Source organism: Flagellimonas sp., from assembly GCF_965222555.1.
Lineage (GTDB): Bacteria > Bacteroidota > Bacteroidia > Flavobacteriales > Flavobacteriaceae > Flagellimonas.
In genome coordinates this window covers 1,534,495-1,554,526 of sequence record NZ_CBDCUG010000005.1, presented here as the reverse complement: position 1 = coordinate 1,554,526, position 20,032 = coordinate 1,534,495, and the positions used below count along the sequence as shown (strand labels likewise).

Here is a 20,032-nt window from a genome sequence, read left to right as displayed (position 1 = left end):
GTAGATTAATAAATAAGATTTGGGGTTATTATCTTTCTTTTGATGTAAGAAAAACAAACAATCTTACTTATTTTCGAATTAAAATCAAAATCCAAATGCGACTTTTAACCTACTTCTTTGTATTCGGCATAACATGCCTATCTGCCCAATCCCCAAAATCCTATTGCATTAGAACCGTGGCATTCTACAATGTTGAAAATCTTTTTGACACGAGGAATGATTCATTAATCTTTGATGACGCACGAACTCCGGAGGGCAGTTATCATTGGACTCAAACTCGTTATGAAAAGAAAATTGAGCATATTTCAAAAGTGTTGTCCAAAATTGGTGCAGAAACTACCAAAACTTCCCCAGATATTATTGGGCTATGTGAGGTTGAAAACAAAAAAGTGGTAGAAGATTTAGTTAATCACCCAAACTTACAGGGTAAGGATTATGGCATTGTACATTTTAATTCTCCTGATGAGCGGGGTATTGATGTGGCCCTGCTTTTTAAGAGATCTTCTTTCCTTCCGTATTCGTTCAAAAGCCATAGGCTTCTTTTGTTTGATGAAATGGGCCAAAGAAACTATACCCGAGATCAGCTCGTGGTTGGCGGTCTAATGGATGGAGAGGAATTCCACTTTATTGTGAATCATTGGCCCTCCAGAAGGGGTGGGTCTGCAAAGAGCAAGCCGAACCGTGTACGAGCAGCTTTGTTGAATAAACGTATCATTGATTCCATTCAAAATTTGGACTTCAATGCCAAAATTATAAGTATGGGCGACCTGAATGATGACCCCAGAGATGATAGCCTTAAAAAAATTCTTAACACAAAAGCCAAGGTAAACCAGTTGGATAGCCTATCGCTTTTCAACCCCATGGAAAAATTGTACAAAAAAGGAGTTGGATCATTGGCTTATCGTGACAAATGGAATTTGTTTGACCAGTTCTTTATGACCCAAAATTTAGTTGACAAGGATGATTCTGGATATTCTTTTTGGAAGACCAGCATCTACTCCCCTGATTATTTAAAAACCAATAAGGGTAGGTTTAAAGGTTACCCCTTCAGAACCTATTCCGGAACCAACTATACAGAAGGGTATAGTGACCATTTTCCCGTATACCTATTCTTGATCAAGGAAGTGAAAGAATGAGATTCCCGCCTTCCCGGGAATGACAAATAAGATTTTAATTAAACCACTGTCCCCAAGGAATCATAAACAATAATAAAGCAAGTCCAATTCCATAGAAAATGGCAATGCTCTTGAATTTTGCAGTGCTCTCATTTTTCTTTTTATGGCGAGACCAGCCAATTGTAATCAAGGCCACCGCCAGAATATTGGTAAAGGGGTGCTCCACCGCCAATAAACGTGCCGCCGAGTTCAATCCACCCATTCCCAAAGCCTGAATGGCCTTAAGGCCATTGTCAGAAATAAAATATAGAATTAACCCGATCAATAATTGCATATGGGTCAAAATCAAGGCAAAGAGGCTTACCCTTAAATCTTTGTGCATGGTAAATTCCCCTTTTCCAAGCCATCCCTTTATGGCATTAAAAACGGCTAAAATCAATATGGCCAGTACAACATAAGCAAAGTAAGAGTGAAGGTTACGTAAAATTTCCATTGGTATAATTTGATGTTTAAAAGTAAGGATTTTGAACATAAAAAACCCTGCCAGTGGCAGGGTTTTTAGTTTATTAGAAGCGAGAATTAGAAATTATATCTCATGCTTACGTTCCATGTTCTTCCAAAACCAAAGAATACTTTGTTACTGGTATTTAAACCTCTAAAGGTTGGGCCATTGTCTTCTACAAAGTTATTGGTCAAGGACTCAGCAATATATTCTGTGTCAAATAAGTTATTCACGTTGGCCGCAATACTAATAGTATTGTCACCTGCAATGTTGAATTTGTAGTATGCTCCAAAATCAATCAGACTATAACTTGGTAGCCTTAAAGAACCTTGATGGTTTGGATCGGCAAAATCCTCAGCATTGATCTGTGCAAACAATCTGGATGCAGAGTAAAGGTTGGTGCTCAATTTTAAATTCTCACAAGGTCTAATAATCATTTCCAAGTTAGTTGTGAATTGAGCGGCATCCCCAACTTTGACATTATCCAAATATAAGGTCACATCTGGATCAATTATATTTCTGTCATCATCCAAAGCAGCTCCTGAAGCATTACCTCCATATTCCCAATTACCCATGGACAGCATTCCTTTAAATTGAACTGCATCTGAAGCTCTGTAGTTGGCCTCAAGTTCAAACCCGGAATGAATTTGTTCCACACCATTGATATTGGCCGTTCCTTCGTCTCCAAGGTCTGTTTCTATATCCAAATCTTCAAATCTGTCTTTCCAAGCTGTTCTGTATATATTGATCTTCGCTCTGAAATCACCAAGATTAATTCCATATCCTGCTTCAAGACCCAATATTTTTTCATTGGTCAAATCAGGATTCAATTCATTCCTAAAGTTCAGGTATACGGCATCGAACAAAGGTTGCTTTGAGTAGTACCCCGCATTAAAGAAAACATTATGGGCTTCATTGATATTGAAGTTGGCCCCTCCTTTAATGTTTCCGCCCAATCTGTTTTCAAAATCGGTTTCTTGCTCTGGATCGGAATTTAAATAGCCAAAATAGTCTATCCTTTTAAATCCCTGTTGTGACACTCCTCCTTGTAAAAAGGCAGAAACTATTCCATTACTGTACTCTAACTGTCCGAAAGCACCCAACCACCTAACAATGCCATCATTGTAGTAGTCGATTTTTTCTTCATCGTCAATATTCTTAAAGATATTTACAATTGAACCAAAGTTAGATTCTATAACACCATCTTGTCTTACAGTGTGGTTAGGATTGTTCATATCGTCATCATCAAAATATCCATCAGCACCTAAAAGGTTGTCCACTCTTCTGTAATGAATTCCTTTATAGGACCTTGCATCAACTCCAACATCCCAACTCCATTCCGTATCAATATCCGTGTGTAAATTGGCAATTAGGCCAAACCAGTTATGAGAGTTCATAGAAGCTCTTCGAATAATTCCATCCCCAAAACTTGTTACAATTTGCTCTCCATTTGTAGGGGCTATTTGGCGAGGGTTTCCTCCGTTGTCTCCATTATAAAAGGTAACGGACTCTCCACCATTAAATCTTGAAATCAAATCATAATCTACCTGTCCTGTTGCAGGAATCCTATATCTGCTTGAACTTGCAAAACCAAAACCAGGTCCAACTCCTATGTCACCCGTTCCACCACCTCTACCAACAGAGGCATAAATTGAGGTAGACAATGTAGTCTTATCATTGAATTTATGATCCCAGTTTAAAGAAGCAATCGGTTTGTGGTAAAAGTTTCTTCTCCACCCAAATTCTTCACCATTTAAGAATCCATGGTTAAAGTTATACAGTGCACCATATTCCACATGATCTGCCAGAGTTGCAACGTTGAAGAAACTAGAAGTCCTTTGGTTGTGTACCTGTGGTGCACCTGTTAGAACAAACTGGAAGCTGTTTCTATCGTTGGGTTCGTATCCCAATCCTATAAAGTAATTATACCCTTCAAACTTGGTTCCCTGTACATATCCATCCCCAGCGGTTCTTCCTAAAAGTATAGATGCTGCAAATCCTTTATCGTTTTTACCTGTGTTATAGGAAGCAGTTGTCTTTATATAACCATCATTACCTCCACCAAAACGAACGGATCCGCCTTCTTCCTTATCGGTTGACTTGGTGATAATGTTGATAGTCCCTCCTACAGAGCTAATCGCCAATTTGGAAGATCCAAGACCTCTCTGTACCTGCATGGCAGTTGTAACATCACTAAGTCCTGCCCAGTTACTCCAGAAAACCCGACCGTTTTCCATATCGTTAACAGGGATTCCGTTAATCATAATCGCCGTGTTCTGTGAATCAAAACCTCTTACATTGATTCTTCCGTCTCCAAATCCGCCGCCAGTTTTGGTCGCATAAATTGATGGGGTGGATTTTAACACCTCCGGTAACTCTTGAGAGCCGATTTTTTCTTGAATTTCAGCAGCGGTAATAGTTGAAACTGCTACAGGTGTCTCCCTATCCTTGGCAATATCCAAGATTCCGGTTACGACAACACCTTCCAATTCTTCAGCATCGGGATTAAGGGTAATGGACCCAATGTCTCCATAAGAATTAAAAGGTACTCTTTTGGTTACAAACCCGATATAGGAAACAACAAGAGTTCCCGAAGCTTCAGAAACCTCTATTGTAAATTTCCCATCAAAATCTGTTGATGCACCATTTTGTGTGCCCTGTAGAACAACGCTGGCACCGGGAAGTGGACTTCCCAAGTCACCGTCCATTACGGTACCGGTAACCGTTCCTTGTGAAAACATAATTGTGGATGCAAACAGCGCCACAATAAATGAATAGACCTTTTTCATTTTAGTTGAGTGTTTTAAGTTATTTGAATAGTCATGCAAAAATCCCGTTTTTTAACACAAGCCATGTTAAACAAACGTTAATAAATCAAATATAACAATAATCAGCGACTCTATAGTTTGCTGATAAACAACTAGTTAAATGTCTATTGGTTTTTAAGAAAACTTAAATCAATTCTTAAAAAATTGCAAAAGATTCAGGGTTGAACTGTCATGTTTGCCAATTTCGGAACCTTCTATGTCCTGCAGTATATTTTTGGCAAGTTGTTTACCCAGTTCAACACCCCATTGATCATAGCTGAAGATGTTCCAGATAATACCTTGGACAAAGATTTTATGCTCGTACATAGCAATCAATGAACCCAAGGTTTTTGGGGTTAATTTTTTAATCAGGATAGTATTTGTTGGCTTGTTGCCCTCAAATATTTTGAAGGGCAGTAACAACTCCAATTCTTCTTCGGAAATGTCTTGTTTTTCCAACTCCTGCCTAACTTCTTCTTCATTTTTCCCGTTCATCAATGCTTCTGTCTGGGCAAAAAAATTGGCCATTAACTTATTATGATGATCCAAATCGCCATGCAACGATTCTTTAAACCCAATAAAATCTGAAGGAATAAGTTTTGTGCCTTGATGAATTAACTGAAAAAAGGCATGTTGTGAATTTGTGCCAGGTTCCCCCCAGATAATCGTACCTGTTTCATACTGGGCACGGTTACCCGCTCTATCCACACTCTTACCATTGCTTTCCATAATGCCCTGTTGTAAATAAGCGGAAAAGCGATTCAAGTATTGCGTATAAGGAATAATGGCCTCTGTCTCTGCTTCGTAAAAATTATTGTACCATACACTGAGCAGTGCCAAGATAACCGGAATATTTTCCGAGAAAGGAGCTTCATTAAAATGAACATCCATTTCGTTGGCTCCCTGTAAGAGTTCTTCAAAATTCCCATATCCAACAGAAAGGGCTATGGAAAGACCAACTGCACTCCAAAGCGAAAAGCGACCTCCAACCCAATCCCACATGGGAAATACATTTTCATCGGCTATACCAAACTCTTTGATTTTTTGCGTGTTGGTTGAAACAGCCGCAAAATGTTTGGCAATGTCATTTTGTGCACCATGCTCCAAAAACCATTTTTTAATGGTAAGGGCATTGCTGAGCGTTTCTTGAGTGGTAAACGTTTTGGAGACCACAACAAACAAGGTGGTCTCGGGGTTCAACTCTTTCAATATTTCATGGACATGATCCCCGTCCACATTGCTCACAAAATGAGTTTTTAAATGGTTTTGATAATATTTAAGGGATTCAGTGACCATAGCGGGACCCAAATCTGATCCTCCAATACCAATATTCACAATATCCGTAAAGGGTTTGTTGGTATACCCCTTGCTTTCTCCTGAAATTACAGCTTCTGAAAAAGCCTTGATTTTTTCCTTTACCTGATAAACCTCCTTAACAATGTTCTCTCCTTCAACAAATACCTCGTCATCTGCCTTGGCACGAAGTGCCGTATGGAGAACAGCTCGTCCTTCGGTTTGATTTATCAATGCTCCATTAAAATAGCTGGAAATTGCATTTTTCAATCCCACTTCATCCGCCAATTCCAACAAGAGTGAGAGAGTCTGCTCGTCTATTCTGTTTTTGGAATAGTCTACTATAAAGTCTTTCCACAGCAAGGTAAATTTCTTTCCACGATCTAAGTCCGAAGAAAACAGTTCCCTGAGATGTACGTCTTTTGTGTTTTTATAGTGTTCCGATAATTTTTTCCAAGCTTCTGTAGTGGTAGGATTTATTTTGGGCAATGTCATTTTATGGGTTGAGTGTTAGTTGGTCTCCTTCAAGTTCCGGTTCAGGAATTACATATTCTATGCAATCCAGTTGTGTTTTTAATGGATCTATATGGGATAAGTATTCTGTTCTAAGAGAATCAGCAATGGGTTCTGCCGCAGGTAATTTTTCACGCAGGGGATCTACCTGTCTGCCATTTTTCCAGAATCGATAGCAAACATGGGGGCCTCCGGTATTCCCAGTCATTCCTACCCAGCCAATTACATCTCCCTGCCTAACAAATTCACCTCTTTTCACCTTTTGTTTTTTCATGTGAAGGTACTGGGTGCTATAGGTTCCGTTATGTCTGATCTTTACATATCTACCATTACCTCCTCTTCGGGTTGATTCTGTCACTGTTCCATCGGCAGTGGCAATAATGGGAGTTCCTATGGGTGCTGCATAGTCTGTTCCCTTATGAGGTCTTACCTTATAACCGTAATATGCAATTCTACGTTTTAAGTTATAACGGGATGACAATCGGTATCCAAATTTTATGGGAGCTCTTAAGAATGTGCTTCGCAGATTATTGGCGTCTTGATCGTAGTAATCCAAGATGTTCTTAAGGGAATCCGTTACATATGGAAATGCATAAATAGGTGTTCCCTTATGCTCAAATAAAGCTGCTTTAATGGGTCCTCGTCCCGCATAAACAGAATCGTTGATGAAACGCTCGTCATAAATGACCTTGAACTTATCTCCTTTTTCCAATCTGAAGAAATCTATTGTCCACGCATAAATCTCGGACAGGTCAATGGTCACATTATAGTCTACCCCAAGTTTGTCAAGTGTTTCGGACAGGTTATTTTCTATAACCCCTGCAACTTCACGCTCCAAGGATTTCACTTTTCTTTTTCCTTTATAGGCATAGGCGCTACTATCCCTAAAATCTACCACTGTATAATTAATCTTATCGTTTTGATAGATAAAAACTTCTGCTGCCTCTGCAGTATCTTTTGATTTTAAAAGAATGTAGGGTTTGCCCACCATTACTTTCCTAACATCAAAAGTGTCTTTATAATTCTCCGATATGGAATATATTTTAGGGTAGTCAACTTTATTTTTTAACATGAGTTCCCCAAAAGTTTCCCCTCTTTTTATAGTGTCGTATACCGTATTGAAATCATCAAGGTTGAACCCAAAGTGTTTTACTATAGGTTTTTGAACCGGTTCCTGTGGTTCCAATTGCTGTACCAGTTCCTTTTTTTCTTTGCAAGACACCAAAACCATTAGTGCCAAGATTGCCCCAAAAAATCTTTGCATTTTACTATTTATTAGCGGGATTAAAAATGTGGTCTACCCATTGTTTCCCCCATGTATCCAACTCTTCTTCAGTATACAAAGTTGGGAAAAATATTATTTTCTGAAAACTTGGCGGCAAAAAGTCCTTCCAGTTTGTGCCTCCAGTGGCATCTACTTCTTTATTTTCTTTGGCCAAATACCTATATGCGGAACCCATGTGCATCAATGGCCAATTCACATTTGCGTTCAAATCCAAGTCTTTCAAAGACTTGATCAAAACTTCGTTATTCCTTGATTCTTCAGGTAATTGAAGGTATTTGTGATAAATGGTGCTGTTCTTTACCTGGTTGGATATTCTCAATAGCCTTGGGGTGTATCTGAACTCAAACTGCTTTAGGGTGAGTGTTTTTTCACCAGTGGTTAAATCCGTAGCTCCTTTTTTCCAGTAAATGTGTTCAAAAAGGTCTTCAATACTGTTTTTGGACGAAAAGGATTCCCGTTCTGAAAAGTGCACCAAATTTTCCAAAGGCGTGGAATAAATCTCTATCATCCGGTATTGGGCAGATTGAAATCCACTTGCTGGCAACAATGCCATTCTGTATCTTAAAAATTGCTCGCGCTCCATTCCTTTAATCATAATACCAAAGGAGGAAATAAGCGCCTTAAAATAGTTATTGATTCGGTTTGCCTTTTCTATGAAAAAATCCAGATTTTGGGATTTATCCTCCACAATTTGCTTTTGCTCATGCAAAATCAGTTTAAAGTAGAGCTCTGTAATCTGATGGTACATGATAAAAATCTCCTCATCCGGAAAATGGGTGCGAGGTACTTGTATACTTAAGAGGGTATCCAAATGGATATAGTCCCAATAAGTTAGGTAACGTTGGTAAAGGAGTCCGTCAAGGTAGGAACTTAAGTCTTGTCCAGAGTTTTTATACTTTTCTTCAAGCTTATTGATTTGGGACTCAATTCGCTCATCATTCTTCATTCAATACTATCACATTATAATTTTAAACTGGTTTCTGAGCCCATTATAGGCATCCAAATCTGCTTTTAATGATCCAACCGCTAAATCTGCCTTGATCCTTATTGGGATTTTGTTATAATCATTGGAAACCCAAAGCGTAAGGCTTTCCTTTTCTTTAAAAACGCGACCCGACTGAACCACGGGCCTAAATTTAAGACATTCTACCTTGCCAAACTTGGTGCGAATCACTTCTTTTCCCAAAAATTTCAGTTTAAACTTATAAACACCATCATCATCAAACAACATATCCATGTCTATGGATTTGCCAACTTCCAAATCATCCAAACTATACTTATTTCTTAAGTGGTATGAAGCTGACAACAAATCTTGAATATCGTCATGGACAGGAATATCCATCTGTGTACCATGTTTGTTGTCTTTTAGTATGGCCTTGTCCTCATTATAATTGAAATCAATTTCTATGTCTTTGGTATACCCTCCTTCGTTTATTTTTCTAATAAATCGATATGGCTTTCCATCCCTTTTACCAAAATAGCTTTCATAGGTATCATCCACTTTAAAAAATATGCTGGCAAAGCCAGTGGTCTTTCCTCTCCCTACAACATGGTAAACAGGAAGGCTGTCTATGGTATCGTTACTAAGCTGAAGTGTAGCGTAGCTAGCATTTAAAAATCCATAGTGGATACGAAATTTTAACCACTCTCCCGCCTTAAAAGCAGGCCTTTGGTTCTGGGCCATCGCCGGTATTGTTAACAATACGCAAAAAATGATAAGTATCTTTTTCATAGGTCTTGTATCAGTGTAAAATTACTAAAATCACTTTTGAGGCTTAATAGTTTACAATAACATAAACAAAACTTGTTCCAAAATATTATATACAAAAAAAGCCCAGTTTTAGAACTGGGCTTTTCCTAAATAACCAACCAAACTTTAAATTATGAAAAACCAATACTTAAAGTTATAAGGGAACCACCCCTTACGTGCCGTAAAGATACATCAAGGTTTTGTAGGAAAATAAGTTTTTAACGGACTTTAACTATAGTTTTCGCATATTACCATATGCTTGACAAATATTTTGCAAACAATTAAGAAAAAACCCTAGTTTTTTAAAGGTTAAAATCTCGTTGGAATGCACGAAATCCCTAATTGGACATCAGTCAAAAGTGTGGCTAAAAATTTTGTTTTAATCAAAACCAATATCCTACACTAAAAAAGACATTGCTATTACTAATCTCTGGGGTCCAGGAATAATATATTTGGACAGGGCCCAAGAAAGACTCTAATCCATAACCAATTCCGTATCCTGAAAAGCTCGGTTCTGCAAACCAATCCCCTGTCCGGAATAAATCATCGGCAACATTGGCAAAATTAGCGGAGAACAATAGATGGTTTTTAGGTGCAAACTCATAATCCAATCTCCCAAATGCTTTGACAAAGCTGTTTCCGGGAAGACTTAAAAAGTCGTACCCAAAAAATGGGATAAAATTGTTCACAAAATCGTTACCATAACCTCCAAGGACAAAGTCAAAGGATGTTACCCCGGAGGTGCCCAGTTTAAAACCTCCCTCGGTTTCCAGGTTTAAACTTAAGTTAGGAAACAATGGCACAACGGTCCCCAATTTTGCTTTTCCCACAGAAAACTCCCTGAAATTGTCATTAAAATCTGAAGAAAACAGATATAAATGGAAGTCACTATCAAAATAGACTCCTTTGGAGGGAAAGTACTTATCATCATAAGTGTCCAAGGTTACCTTTCCATAAGCACTAAAATAATTGGAGTTGTCAAAATATGTCCTCTCTGAAGGTGTTGGAGAAAAGGCAGCCTCATTTTCATCTGCTATCTGATTCAGGGTACGGCTACTATATCGCAAAAGTTTATGCTCAACCCCAACAGTAAATGCAAACTCTTCCCGCAAAACGGTCTGCAGGTACACTTGGTTTGTCAAATCAGTCACGTCCAAATTGATCTCGCGTATGTTTGGATCATCCGGCACATTAAAATTTGAGCGAATCAGTCCAAAGTCAATTTCTTCATCAAAATCGGTAAAATTTGATGTAATCCCGAAGCTCCAGTAGAATCCTTTGTCCAAATAATACTCCATGTTATATCTGATATGGTCACCTAGGATGAAATCAAAGGACGCCACATCATCTTTTAACAAAAAATTCTTCTTGGTAAGATTGATCAAAGCAGCGCTTTTATACAAATCATCATAATGGGCCGCCATTTTAATAAACATCTTTGTTGGATCTTCCTTTAGTTTCAACACAAGATCCGTTCCCAATCCATTGGAAATCAACTCGTACCGAATTGTTTTAAAATTACCGGTTGCCGACAAGTTATTGATGCCTTGTTTTAATTCATCAAAAGAAATCTCCTCAGCCAAACTAAACCTTAGTTTTCCTTTAATATATCCCCTGGTATACCTATCGTTTCCTTCAATAATCAATCTGTTTATAGTAAGGCTGTCAATTACCTGAATTCTATTTTTGGGAGTATTGACCTTGCCTTGCTTTTGGCCAACTTCTATTAATTCAGGAAGTTTTTTGTATGCCGCACTTTCTCCAATTTCCACAATTTCAGCTGAGCGATCAAAGTCGATTACCGAAAAATCATCAATATCCGGCCTAATGTATATATTCGTTTTACCGGCTTTCTCCTTCATATCCCTTACCGTTCTATAATTGTTGATCTGAAGTAGGATTTCCGTTGCGGACGACAAGGACTCCCTTGTGGACAAACCATGTTGCACATCGACCCCAATAATTAAATTGGCCCCCATTGCCTTGACTTCTTCTATGGGGTAATTGTTTACCACACCGCCATCTATCAAAATTTCATCTTCAATCTCCGATGGCTCAAAGAGCGAGGGGAACGTCCCACTGGCCATAATTGCTTCCGGGAGATACCCACTGTCCAAGAGTACTTCTTCCCCAGTTTCCACATTGGTTGCAATACATAGAAAGGGAATGGGCAATCTTTTAAAATCCTGTATGTCCTTTACATGAAAAAGCAGCCTTACCAATTCATTGTAGATGTTTTGTCCACCGGAAATTGCCTGGGGAAACGACACATTGAAGTTTGTGAAAGGTAATCCCAAGGCATAGCGTTCAGAGTCGTCCTTTTCATAAAATGTTTTAGCCCCTCTGGGTACATTGTCCTGAATAAGTTTGGAAAAATCGGTTACCCTAAAAATGGAATCAAGTTCATTAGCGGAATAGCCTGAAGCGTACAAAGCTCCCACTATCGCCCCCATGCTGGTCCCTCCAATGTAATCCACTTTTATTCCAGCTTCATCAATTACTTTAAGGGCTCCAATATGTGCCAAGCCTTTTGCTCCCCCTCCACTGAGTACCAAGCCAACTTTTGGCGCATCTTCAGCTCCATTGGTTTGGGAAAACCCAAAAGCTCCCAAAAAAACAAATAGTATTGAGCCAATTACGTTTTTCATACTCCTTTTTTGCTAATGGAAGGTTTTATAGATTTTTTTTGCTTTTGCCATTCCCACGGATTCAGCAAGACTTTCAATAGTTGCTTCCTTAACTCGTTTTACCGATTTAAAATTCTTCAATAACTGCTCTGCGGTCTTTTTGCCAATTCCTTCTATGTTCTCCAATTCCGAATCAATGGCCCCTTTACTTCTTTTATTTCTATGATGGGTAATCCCAAATCTATGGGCTTCGTTCCTGAGCTGTTGGATGATTTTTAATGTTTCCGATTTTTTATCCAAATATAAGGGGATAGGGTCTTCCGGAAAATAGATTTCCTCCAAACGTTTGGCAATTCCTATAATGGCAATCTTTCCTCTCAGTCCCAAAATATCCAAACTTTTTAATGCCGAAGATAGTTGCCCTTTACCTCCATCAATAACTATAAGCTGTGGTAGAGGTTCATCTTCATTTACAAGTCTTTTGTACCTTCTGAACACCACTTCTTCCATGCTTGCAAAATCATCAGGCCCTTCAACTGTTTTAATATTAAAATGGCGGTAGTCCTTTTTAGATGGTTTTCCGTTCTTAAAAACCACGCAGGCGGCAACAGGATTGCTTCCTTGAATGTTGGAGTTATCGAAACACTCAATATGTACGGGTTCTTTTGAAAGTCTTAAATCGGCCTTCATTTGCGCCATGATTCTTTTTGTGTGTCTATCTGGGTCAGTTATTTTTATCTGCTTGAACCTGTCCTGCCTAAAAAAGCGGGCATTGCGTTCTGAGAGTTCCAAAATTCGACGCTTATCGCCCAGTTTTGGTAAAGTTACCTTCAAGTTTTCTTCAACCAATACCGGAAAAGGCAAATAAATCTCTTTTGACTGGGATTTGAAACGCTGTCTAATTTCGGTAATGGCCAATTGCAATAGTTCTTCATCTGTCTCCTCCAATTTCTTTTTTATTTCCATGGTATGAGACCGTATAATCGCCCCATGCGAGAGTTGTAAAAAATTCACATAGCCATGGGTCTCATCAGAAATTATGGTAAACACATCGACATTATTAATCTTTGGGTTGACAACCGTGGACTTAGCCTGATAGTTTTCCAAAATTTCTATCTTATCCTTAATTCTTTGGGCTTTCTCATATTCCATATTATGGGCCAATTCCTTCATCTGTGCCCTAAAAAATTGCAATGAACTTTTAAAATTGCCTTTGATAATCTGCCTGATATCCTCTATCTGCCTTTGATAATCTTCTTCCTCTTGCAAACCTTCACAAGGCCCCAAACAATTTCCCAGATGGTATTCCAGGCATACCTTATACTTCCCGGCAGCAATCTTTTCCTCCGACAAGTCATAATTGCAAGTCCTCAGCGGATAAAGACTCTTTACAAGATCCAATAAAGTTCTTACCGTTTTCATACTGGTATAAGGACCGTAGTATTCAGAGCCATCCTTAATCAACTTACGCGTTGAAAAAACCCTGGAAAACCTTTCTTTCTTGATACAAATCCATGGATATGATTTATCATCTTTCAGTAAAACATTATATCTGGGCAGCAGTTTTTTAATCAGATTGTTTTCCAAAAGCAGCGCATCAGATTCTGTGGGTACCACAATATGCTTAACGGAGTGTATTTTTTTTACCAGGACCCTGGTTTTACCGTATTCTTGTTTTTTATTAAAATAAGAAGCTACCCTTTTCTTAAGATTCTTTGCTTTGCCCACATAAAGAATCTTGTCGTTGGAGTCATAGAACTGATATACTCCCGGGTCACTCGGGAGAACGCTTATCTGTACACTTATGGGCGAAGAATTGGGCATATAATCTTAAGAAAATAGACTCTGAAACAAAAGTAGTTTTAATAATAATGCTTTTTTGCTAAAATTGAGCAATCCCTTTTATGGTTTAACCTTTATTTGATTTTGATATATCAATGCCATTTGCAATTACTTTTTCCTACAAAATGACGCCCTAATTGTTTTAATTCTTAAAAAGACAAGTTTTTTCTTTTTTTTTATTTGTCCATATTGTTTGTCAAACCTCCAAAAAAGTTTGATAAAACATTCTCACTATCAAATACTTAAGTAGTATTTATTTCAAAACAAATCCTTAAGAAAAATCAACTTCATGTTAAACTGTTACTAAAAATTGTGCGTTTCATCGATTAAAAATGCATTTCATGGTGAATTTTCCAATTCTTTTACCTACTTTTAACCATGTAAACACGATTATATGGAAAACTATGTTATCGTTTTGGGAATGTACTTGATTTTGATGATTTTTTTCAAAATCTTTTTTTCAGTATCGACTAAGGAATAAAAAAATAAGTTTCCCCAAAACACAACCCCAAAATTTTCAACACTCTAGATGTTGAAACATGAATTAAGAAAGAAATATAAAAATTTGAGAGAAGAACTAAGTTCTTCCGATATTTCAGATTGTAGTATCCTTTTAGCAAATCATGTACTTCAAATCCCTATTTGGGATTTTTTTTATTTCCATATCTTTTTGAGCATTGAAGAAAATAAAGAGGTAGATACACTTCCGTTAATCACTTTATTACAAGGAAAGGATAAAAATATTGTAATTCCAAAAGTAAGTGGCCCAAATTCAATGGAAAATTATCTTTTAACCGACAATACTGTTTTCAAGAAAAACAAATGGCATATTCCCGAACCTGTGGATGGAATCAAAATCCCCGAAAACCAAATAGATGTAGTTTTTATGCCCTTATTAGCCTTTGACAGAAAAGGAAATAGGGTGGGTTATGGCAAGGGGTTCTACGATAATTTTCTTCACAAATGTGAAAAAGAAACCCTAAAAATTGGACTGTCTTTTTTTGAGGTGGAAGATAATATTGACGATGTCCATGAAAATGATGTCCCCTTGGATTATTGCGTTACTCCAAAAAGAGTTTATAAATTCTAACTGTCCGACTCTTTCCTGTTCTGTTTTGGGAAGGCCTTTTTGTTGAATACGATCAAAATCCCAACCCCTGTGCTTATTGCTGTATCCGCAATGTTAAAAACAGGTTCAAAAAACCGGAAGCTTTTCCCACCAACCGAAGGGACCCAATCGGGCCATGTAGTATCAACTAAGGGAAAATATAACATGTCCACAACTTTGCCATAAAACAGCTTTCCATAAGATTCTTCAGCAAATAAGGTGGCTACCTGCCCGTTACTATGATCAAAGATCATTCCATAAAAAACAGAGTCTATAATATTACCCAAGGCACCTGCAAAAATCAAAGAAACAGCTAAAATCAGCGTTTTGGGAGATTGCTTTTTAATAATATCCCATAACCAGTATCCAATTCCTACAATGGCAAAAAGTCTAAATATGGTCAAGACCAGCTTTCCCGCAGATTCCGAAATTGGCAAAAGGTCACTCAATTTAGTTCCCCAGGCTGCTCCTTCATTTTCTATAAATAGGATTTTAAACCAACCAAAAACATCAAAGGATTCACCCAAGACAAAACTTGTTTTGACATACACTTTGCTGATCTGGTCAACAAGAAGAATCAATATGATGATTAGTAGGGATTTTTTTAAATTCATGTGCTTAAAAGAGATTGCGCAAAAGTATGGATATTATTTTGTTTTCCTAAGGTGAATTGTTCCCTCTATCGTGTTCAATTTGTATTGGTTATGCCCAGAAGGAATATTTTCTTGTAGAACTTTGCCATAGGTACTTTTGGCAACAATATTCCCATTTGAGGTCAAGAGCAAAATATCCCCTTTCTGAGTGGTAACCGCCACAGTTTCGGTAACATTGTCAATGGTACATCTTCCATCAGATAATTTCACTTCTAAATTTCTGTACTTTCCCTCTACCAAAACATTACTGTTGGTGCCATAGACCAAAACATTCTTGTGTTCGGGCAATATTATGTCCAACGCAATGGAAACAACTTTGTGGGCGCTGAGTTTGTCATTAGGGTTTGAGAAATTGGGTTGAAACCCTGTACTGATCAGCATGGTAGCACTGCTTTCTTCTATAGAAACCAATAAATCTTTGGAATATTCCCCTTCAATGCTTGCCACTACTTCCACTTCAGTTGTGTTTGAAGTATGGAGCTTAACATCATAACAATACTGGGAGTTAATCTGAATGTATTCCGTTTCTGGATTGATCAGCGCCTTTTTGACCAGTTTTTGACCATGTAATTGTACAAAACCAAAAAACACCAGAAAACACCACAGGGCTTTCATAAGCAAAAAACGCCCTAAGGCGTTTTTATTATTTCTGCATATTCTTTGCCTCAATGCTCAGCGTAGCATGCGGCACCAGTTTCAAACGCTCTTTGTTGATGAGCTTTCCGGTTACACGACAAATCCCATAGGTTTTATTCTCTATACGAAGCAAGGCGTTCTTGAGATCCCTTATGAATTTTTCCTGGCGAATGGCCAATTGGGTATTGGCTTCTTTGCTCATGGTCTCGGAGCCTTCCTCAAATGCCTTAAAGGTAGGCGACGTATCATCCGTTCCGTTATTGCCATCGTTCATATAGGAGCTCTTCAAAAGCTCTAAATGCTTTTGGGCCTTTTCCATTTTTTCTTCAATAAGTCCTCTAAATTCTTCTAAGTCTTTATCCGAATATCTTACTTTTAAATCTTGTGCCATGTTCTAATGTTTTTGGATAAACAATTTTGTATTCACTTCATCGAAGGCTATAGCAACACCTTCTTCTAGTTTCTCTTCAAAATTCAGTTTAGCGGTCAAGGTTTCCGTTTTAATGTATTCCTCATTACTGGAAACCGCATTTTCCACAAAACCGTCTTTCAATATTTTAATATCAATTTTATCGGTCACCTCAAATCCTGATTCTTTTCTCAGATTTTGAATTCTATTGACCAATTCTCTCGCAATTCCTTCCTTCCTCAGGTTTTCATCTATGGTAACATCGAGGGCCACTGTTAATGCTCCTGAGCTTGCTACCAACCAACCTTCAATATCTTGAGAGCTGATGTCCACATCAGATAACTGTAAAATAATACTTTTATTTTCCAATGCAAGCATTAATTCGCCTTCACGCTCAATTTTTTGGATATCATCCTGCCCCAATTGGTTTACAGCAGTGGCTATCGCCTTCATATCCTTGCCAAATCTAGGGCCCAAAACTTTAAAATTGGGTTTTATTTGCTTTACCAAAATACCAGATGCATCGTCCAACAACTCTATTTCCTTCACATTTACTTCTGATTTGATCAGGTTGGAAACCGCGTTTATATCCTCCTTTTGATTATCATCCAAAACAGGGATCATAATTTTCTGTAATGGCTGACGCACTTTTATCTTTTCCTTTTGTCTGATTGACAGCACCAATGAAGACACCTTCTGGGCCAACTGCATCTTTCGTTCCAGTTTTTTGTTGATCATTTTCCTATCAAAAACTGGAAACTCCGCCAAATGTACACTCTCAAAACCATCTTTTTGGGTAGTGGCATCCAAATCCTTGTACAACCTATCCATAAAAAAAGGTGCTATAGGCGCCGATAATTTGGCTATTGTTGCCAAACAGGTGTGGAGTGTCTGGTAAGCCGATATCTTATCTTGTTGATAATCTCCTTTCCAGAATCGCCTTCTGCTCAAACGAACATACCAGTTGCTCAAGTTTTCCTGCACATAGTCAGAAATCATACGCGCAGCCTTCGTAGCCTCATAATCCGCATATGCTTCATCCACTTTTTTGATCAGTGAATGGAGCTCTGATAAAATCCACTGGTCAATTTCTGGTCTTTCCTCTAAAGGAATATCAGCTTCAGCATAAGTAAACTCATCAATATTGGCATACAAAGCCATAAAGGAATAGGTATTGTACAGGGTGCCGAAAAATTTGCGTTTTACCTCTACAATCCCCTCAATATCAAATTTGAGATTATCCCAAGGATTGGCATTGGAAATCATGTACCAACGCGTGGCATCCGGCCCGTGTTCTGGCAATACCTTAAAAGGATCTACTGCATTCCCCAACCGTTTGGACATTTTCTTGCCTTCCTTGTCCAAAACAAGTCCGTTGGAAACTACATTTTTGTAAGATACGGTATCAAAAACCATGGTGGCAATGGCATGCAGGGTATAAAACCATCCACGTGTTTGATCCACACCTTCCGCTATAAAGTTTGCCGGAAAGGCAACCCCATCATCTATCAATTCTTTGTTTTCAAATGGATAATGCCACTGTGCATATGGCATTGAACCACTATCGAACCAAACATCTATCAAATCAGATTCCCTTTTCATTGGTTGCCCTGATGGTGAAACTAAAGTAATCTGATCTACTATGTTTTTATGTAAATCGATTTTGTCATAATTGGACTCGCTCATATCACCCACCACAAAATCCTCAAAAACGTCTTTTGCAAGCACCCCTGCATCAACGGCTTTGGTCATTTCTGACTTCAATTCTTCAACAGAACCAATTAGCATCTCCTCTTTACCATCCGCCGTGCGCCAAATAGGCAATGGAATACCCCAATAGCGAGAACGGGAAAGGTTCCAGTCGTTTGCATTGGCCAACCAGTTTCCAAAACGCCCTTCTCCAGTAGCTTTGGGTTTCCAGTTGATGTTTTGGTTCAGCTCGAACATACGGTCCTTAACATCCGTGACCTTAATGAACCATGAATCTAACGGATAATATAAAATAGGCTTATCGGTTCGCCAGCAGTTAGGATAGCTGTGCACATATTTTTCAACCTTAAAGGCCTTGTTTTCCGTTTTTAGTTTGATGGCAATCTCTACATCAACCGATTTTTCCGGAACCTCATCATCGGCATAGTATTCGTTTTTCACATATTTGCCTCCAAACTCTTTCATCTCTGGCCTAAACTTACCTTGAAGGTCGACCAAGGGCACCGGATTGTTGTTTTCATCCAATACCAACATGGGTGGGACCTCTGGTTTTGCCTGTTTTGCAACCAAGGCATCATCCGCACCAAAGGTGGGAGCGGTATGCACTATTCCTGTACCATCTTCCGTGGTTACAAAGTCTCCGGATATAACTCTAAATGCATTTTCAGGATTTTGATAGGGTTGTGCGTAATCTATCAATTGCTCATATTGGATTCCAACCAAATCCTTGCCCACAAAACTTTGGCCTATTTGATAAGGAATTTTTTTATCTCCAGACTGATATGCTTCAAATTCCTCAATGGTTTCAGCCTCAAAAAACTTGCCCGAAAATTGTTTTCCAACCAATCCTTTGGCCAATACCACCTGAATGGGTTCAAATGTATATTGGTTGTAGCTTTTTACGAGAACATATTCGATTTTGGGTCCAACTGTCAGTGCTGTGTTGGAAGGCAACGTCCACGGAGTGGTCGTCCAAGCCAAAAAGTAGATACCTCCCTCAACATCTTTTAGAAAATCTGGCAAGGAATCTTTTTTAGCTTTGAATTGTGCCGTTACCGTAGTATCCGTTACGTCTTGGTAAGTGCCCGGTTGGTTCAACTCGTGGGAGCTTAATCCGGTTCCTGCCTTTGGCGAATACGGCTGTATGGTATATCCTTTATAGAGGAGTCCTTTGTCGTAAATTTGCTTCAGCAACCACCAAACAGATTCCATGTACTTGGGTTTGTAAGTGATGTATGGATCATCCATGTCTACCCAATACCCAATTTTTTCGGTCATCTCGTTCCACACATCGGTATAGCGCATCACTGCTTTTTTACAGGCAGCATTGTATTCCTCAACCGAAATCTTTTTACCAATATCTTCTTTCGTAATCCCCAGTTCCTTTTCAACACCAATCTCAATGGGCAATCCATGGGTGTCCCATCCCGCTTTTCTCTTAACCTGATAGCCTTTCATGGTCTTGTACCTGGGAAAAATATCCTTTATGGTACGGGCCATAACGTGATGAATGCCGGGCATACCATTTGCAGATGGTGGTCCTTCATAAAACACATAGCTTTCCTTACCCTCTCTTGTGGAAACACTTTTTTCAAAAATCTGAGCGTTTTTCCAAAAGTCAAGAACTTCTTCCGACACTTTGGGTAAATCCAATCCCTTATATTCTGCAAACTTCATATGTACTGCTACTTCTTCAAGAATTCCAAGTTTGCAAAATTATAAATTTAGATGGAATAATAGCCCTGTAAACCTGGTATTTGAGTTTCCTTAATACGCTTAACC

Annotated in this window: 14 protein-coding genes; 2 read left to right on the top strand and 12 right to left on the bottom strand. The window is 38.5% G+C overall.

The window, feature by feature from the left end:
• Positions 1 to 95: 95 nt before the first annotated feature.
• Entirely contained in the window at positions 96 to 1,136 is a 1,041-nt protein-coding gene (locus ACOQO1_RS15375) for an endonuclease/exonuclease/phosphatase family protein (protein WP_420603767.1), read from the top strand.
• 34 nt (positions 1,137 to 1,170) lie between these two features.
• On the opposite strand, the gene ACOQO1_RS15370 is transcribed toward ACOQO1_RS15375, so the two are convergent.
• The 8 genes from ACOQO1_RS15370 to uvrC all read right to left on the bottom strand — a co-directional run bounded on the left by ACOQO1_RS15370 (position 1,171) and on the right by uvrC (position 13,716).
• On the bottom strand, positions 1,171 to 1,608 hold the full coding sequence (locus ACOQO1_RS15370) for a hypothetical protein (protein WP_420603766.1): 438 nt from the start codon (positions 1,606 to 1,608) through the stop codon (positions 1,171 to 1,173).
• An 86-nt stretch (positions 1,609 to 1,694) separates the two neighbouring features.
• A complete protein-coding gene (locus ACOQO1_RS15365; RefSeq protein ID WP_420603765.1) occupies positions 1,695 to 4,406 on the bottom strand; it encodes a TonB-dependent receptor in 2,712 nt (903 codons plus the stop codon).
• Positions 4,407 to 4,574: 168 nt separating this feature from the next.
• Positions 4,575 to 6,212 carry a glucose-6-phosphate isomerase gene (gene pgi / locus ACOQO1_RS15360; protein WP_420603764.1) on the bottom strand — a complete coding sequence of 546 codons (1,638 nt, stop codon included), beginning with the start codon at positions 6,210 to 6,212 and terminating at the stop codon, positions 4,575 to 4,577.
• A 1-nt stretch (position 6,213) separates the two neighbouring features.
• A complete protein-coding gene (locus tag ACOQO1_RS15355; protein ID WP_420603763.1) occupies positions 6,214 to 7,494 on the bottom strand; it encodes a M23 family metallopeptidase in 1,281 nt (426 codons plus the stop codon).
• A gap of 4 nt (positions 7,495 to 7,498) precedes the next feature.
• Positions 7,499 to 8,461, bottom strand: a complete 963-nt coding sequence (locus ACOQO1_RS15350) for a tryptophan 2,3-dioxygenase family protein (RefSeq protein ID WP_420603762.1) — start codon at positions 8,459 to 8,461, stop codon at positions 7,499 to 7,501.
• 9 nt (positions 8,462 to 8,470) lie between these two features.
• On the bottom strand, positions 8,471 to 9,247 hold the full coding sequence (locus ACOQO1_RS15345) for a DUF3108 domain-containing protein (RefSeq protein WP_420603761.1): 777 nt from the start codon (positions 9,245 to 9,247) through the stop codon (positions 8,471 to 8,473).
• Positions 9,248 to 9,648: 401 nt separating this feature from the next.
• Entirely contained in the window at positions 9,649 to 11,913 is a 2,265-nt protein-coding gene (locus tag ACOQO1_RS15340) for a patatin-like phospholipase family protein (protein ID WP_420603760.1), read from the bottom strand.
• Positions 11,914 to 11,925: 12 nt separating this feature from the next.
• The gene (gene uvrC / locus ACOQO1_RS15335) at positions 11,926 to 13,716 is read right to left on the bottom strand and encodes an excinuclease ABC subunit UvrC (protein WP_420603759.1); all 1,791 of its coding nucleotides are present in this window, start codon (positions 13,714 to 13,716) and stop codon (positions 11,926 to 11,928) included.
• A gap of 547 nt (positions 13,717 to 14,263) precedes the next feature.
• On the opposite strand from uvrC, the gene ACOQO1_RS15330 reads away from it, so the two are divergent.
• Positions 14,264 to 14,824 carry a 5-formyltetrahydrofolate cyclo-ligase gene (locus ACOQO1_RS15330; protein ID WP_420603758.1) on the top strand — a complete coding sequence of 187 codons (561 nt, stop codon included), beginning with the start codon at positions 14,264 to 14,266 and terminating at the stop codon, positions 14,822 to 14,824.
• Here ACOQO1_RS15330 and ACOQO1_RS15325 read toward each other — a convergent pair.
• From ACOQO1_RS15325 to ileS, 4 genes are read right to left on the bottom strand one after another with little or no spacing between them, the layout of a single operon-like run.
• The gene (locus ACOQO1_RS15325) at positions 14,821 to 15,456 is read right to left on the bottom strand and encodes a lipoprotein signal peptidase (protein ID WP_420603757.1); all 636 of its coding nucleotides are present in this window, start codon (positions 15,454 to 15,456) and stop codon (positions 14,821 to 14,823) included. The two genes, ACOQO1_RS15330 and ACOQO1_RS15325, sit on opposite strands and share 4 nt — an antisense overlap.
• 33 nt (positions 15,457 to 15,489) lie before the next feature.
• Positions 15,490 to 16,110, bottom strand: coding sequence for a hypothetical protein (locus ACOQO1_RS15320; protein ID WP_420603756.1), 621 nt, complete (start codon positions 16,108 to 16,110; stop codon positions 15,490 to 15,492).
• Between the two features lie 28 nt (positions 16,111 to 16,138).
• Positions 16,139 to 16,522, bottom strand: coding sequence for a TraR/DksA family transcriptional regulator (locus ACOQO1_RS15315; RefSeq protein ID WP_097044110.1), 384 nt, complete (start codon positions 16,520 to 16,522; stop codon positions 16,139 to 16,141).
• 3 nt (positions 16,523 to 16,525) lie between these two features.
• Positions 16,526 to 19,927 (bottom strand): isoleucine--tRNA ligase, encoded by a 3,402-nt coding sequence (gene ileS / locus ACOQO1_RS15310; protein ID WP_420603755.1) that lies wholly within the window; start codon positions 19,925 to 19,927, stop codon positions 16,526 to 16,528.
• Positions 19,928 to 20,032: the final 105 nt, after the last annotated feature.

Excerpts from the sequence above, each read along its gene's own strand:
- uvrC (WP_420603759.1), bottom strand. The coding sequence starts at position 13,716 with ATGCCCAATTCTTCGCCCATAAGTGTACAGATAAGCGTTCTCCCGAGT.
- ACOQO1_RS15320 (WP_420603756.1), bottom strand. The coding sequence starts at position 16,110 with ATGAAAGCCCTGTGGTGTTTTCTGGTGTTTTTTGGTTTTGTACAATTA.
- ACOQO1_RS15350 (WP_420603762.1), bottom strand. The coding sequence starts at position 8,461 with ATGAAGAATGATGAGCGAATTGAGTCCCAAATCAATAAGCTTGAAGAA.
- pgi (WP_420603764.1), bottom strand. The coding sequence starts at position 6,212 with ATGACATTGCCCAAAATAAATCCTACCACTACAGAAGCTTGGAAAAAA.
- ACOQO1_RS15370 (WP_420603766.1), bottom strand. The coding sequence starts at position 1,608 with ATGGAAATTTTACGTAACCTTCACTCTTACTTTGCTTATGTTGTACTG.
- ACOQO1_RS15330 (WP_420603758.1), top strand. The coding sequence starts at position 14,264 with ATGTTGAAACATGAATTAAGAAAGAAATATAAAAATTTGAGAGAAGAA.
- ACOQO1_RS15375 (WP_420603767.1), top strand. The coding sequence starts at position 96 with ATGCGACTTTTAACCTACTTCTTTGTATTCGGCATAACATGCCTATCT.
- ACOQO1_RS15315 (WP_097044110.1), bottom strand. The coding sequence starts at position 16,522 with ATGGCACAAGATTTAAAAGTAAGATATTCGGATAAAGACTTAGAAGAA.
- ileS (WP_420603755.1), bottom strand. The coding sequence starts at position 19,927 with ATGAAGTTTGCAGAATATAAGGGATTGGATTTACCCAAAGTGTCGGAA.
- ACOQO1_RS15325 (WP_420603757.1), bottom strand. The coding sequence starts at position 15,456 with ATGAATTTAAAAAAATCCCTACTAATCATCATATTGATTCTTCTTGTT.
- ACOQO1_RS15365 (WP_420603765.1), bottom strand. The coding sequence starts at position 4,406 with ATGAAAAAGGTCTATTCATTTATTGTGGCGCTGTTTGCATCCACAATT.
- ACOQO1_RS15345 (WP_420603761.1), bottom strand. The coding sequence starts at position 9,247 with ATGAAAAAGATACTTATCATTTTTTGCGTATTGTTAACAATACCGGCG.
- ACOQO1_RS15340 (WP_420603760.1), bottom strand. The coding sequence starts at position 11,913 with ATGAAAAACGTAATTGGCTCAATACTATTTGTTTTTTTGGGAGCTTTT.
- ACOQO1_RS15355 (WP_420603763.1), bottom strand. The coding sequence starts at position 7,494 with ATGCAAAGATTTTTTGGGGCAATCTTGGCACTAATGGTTTTGGTGTCT.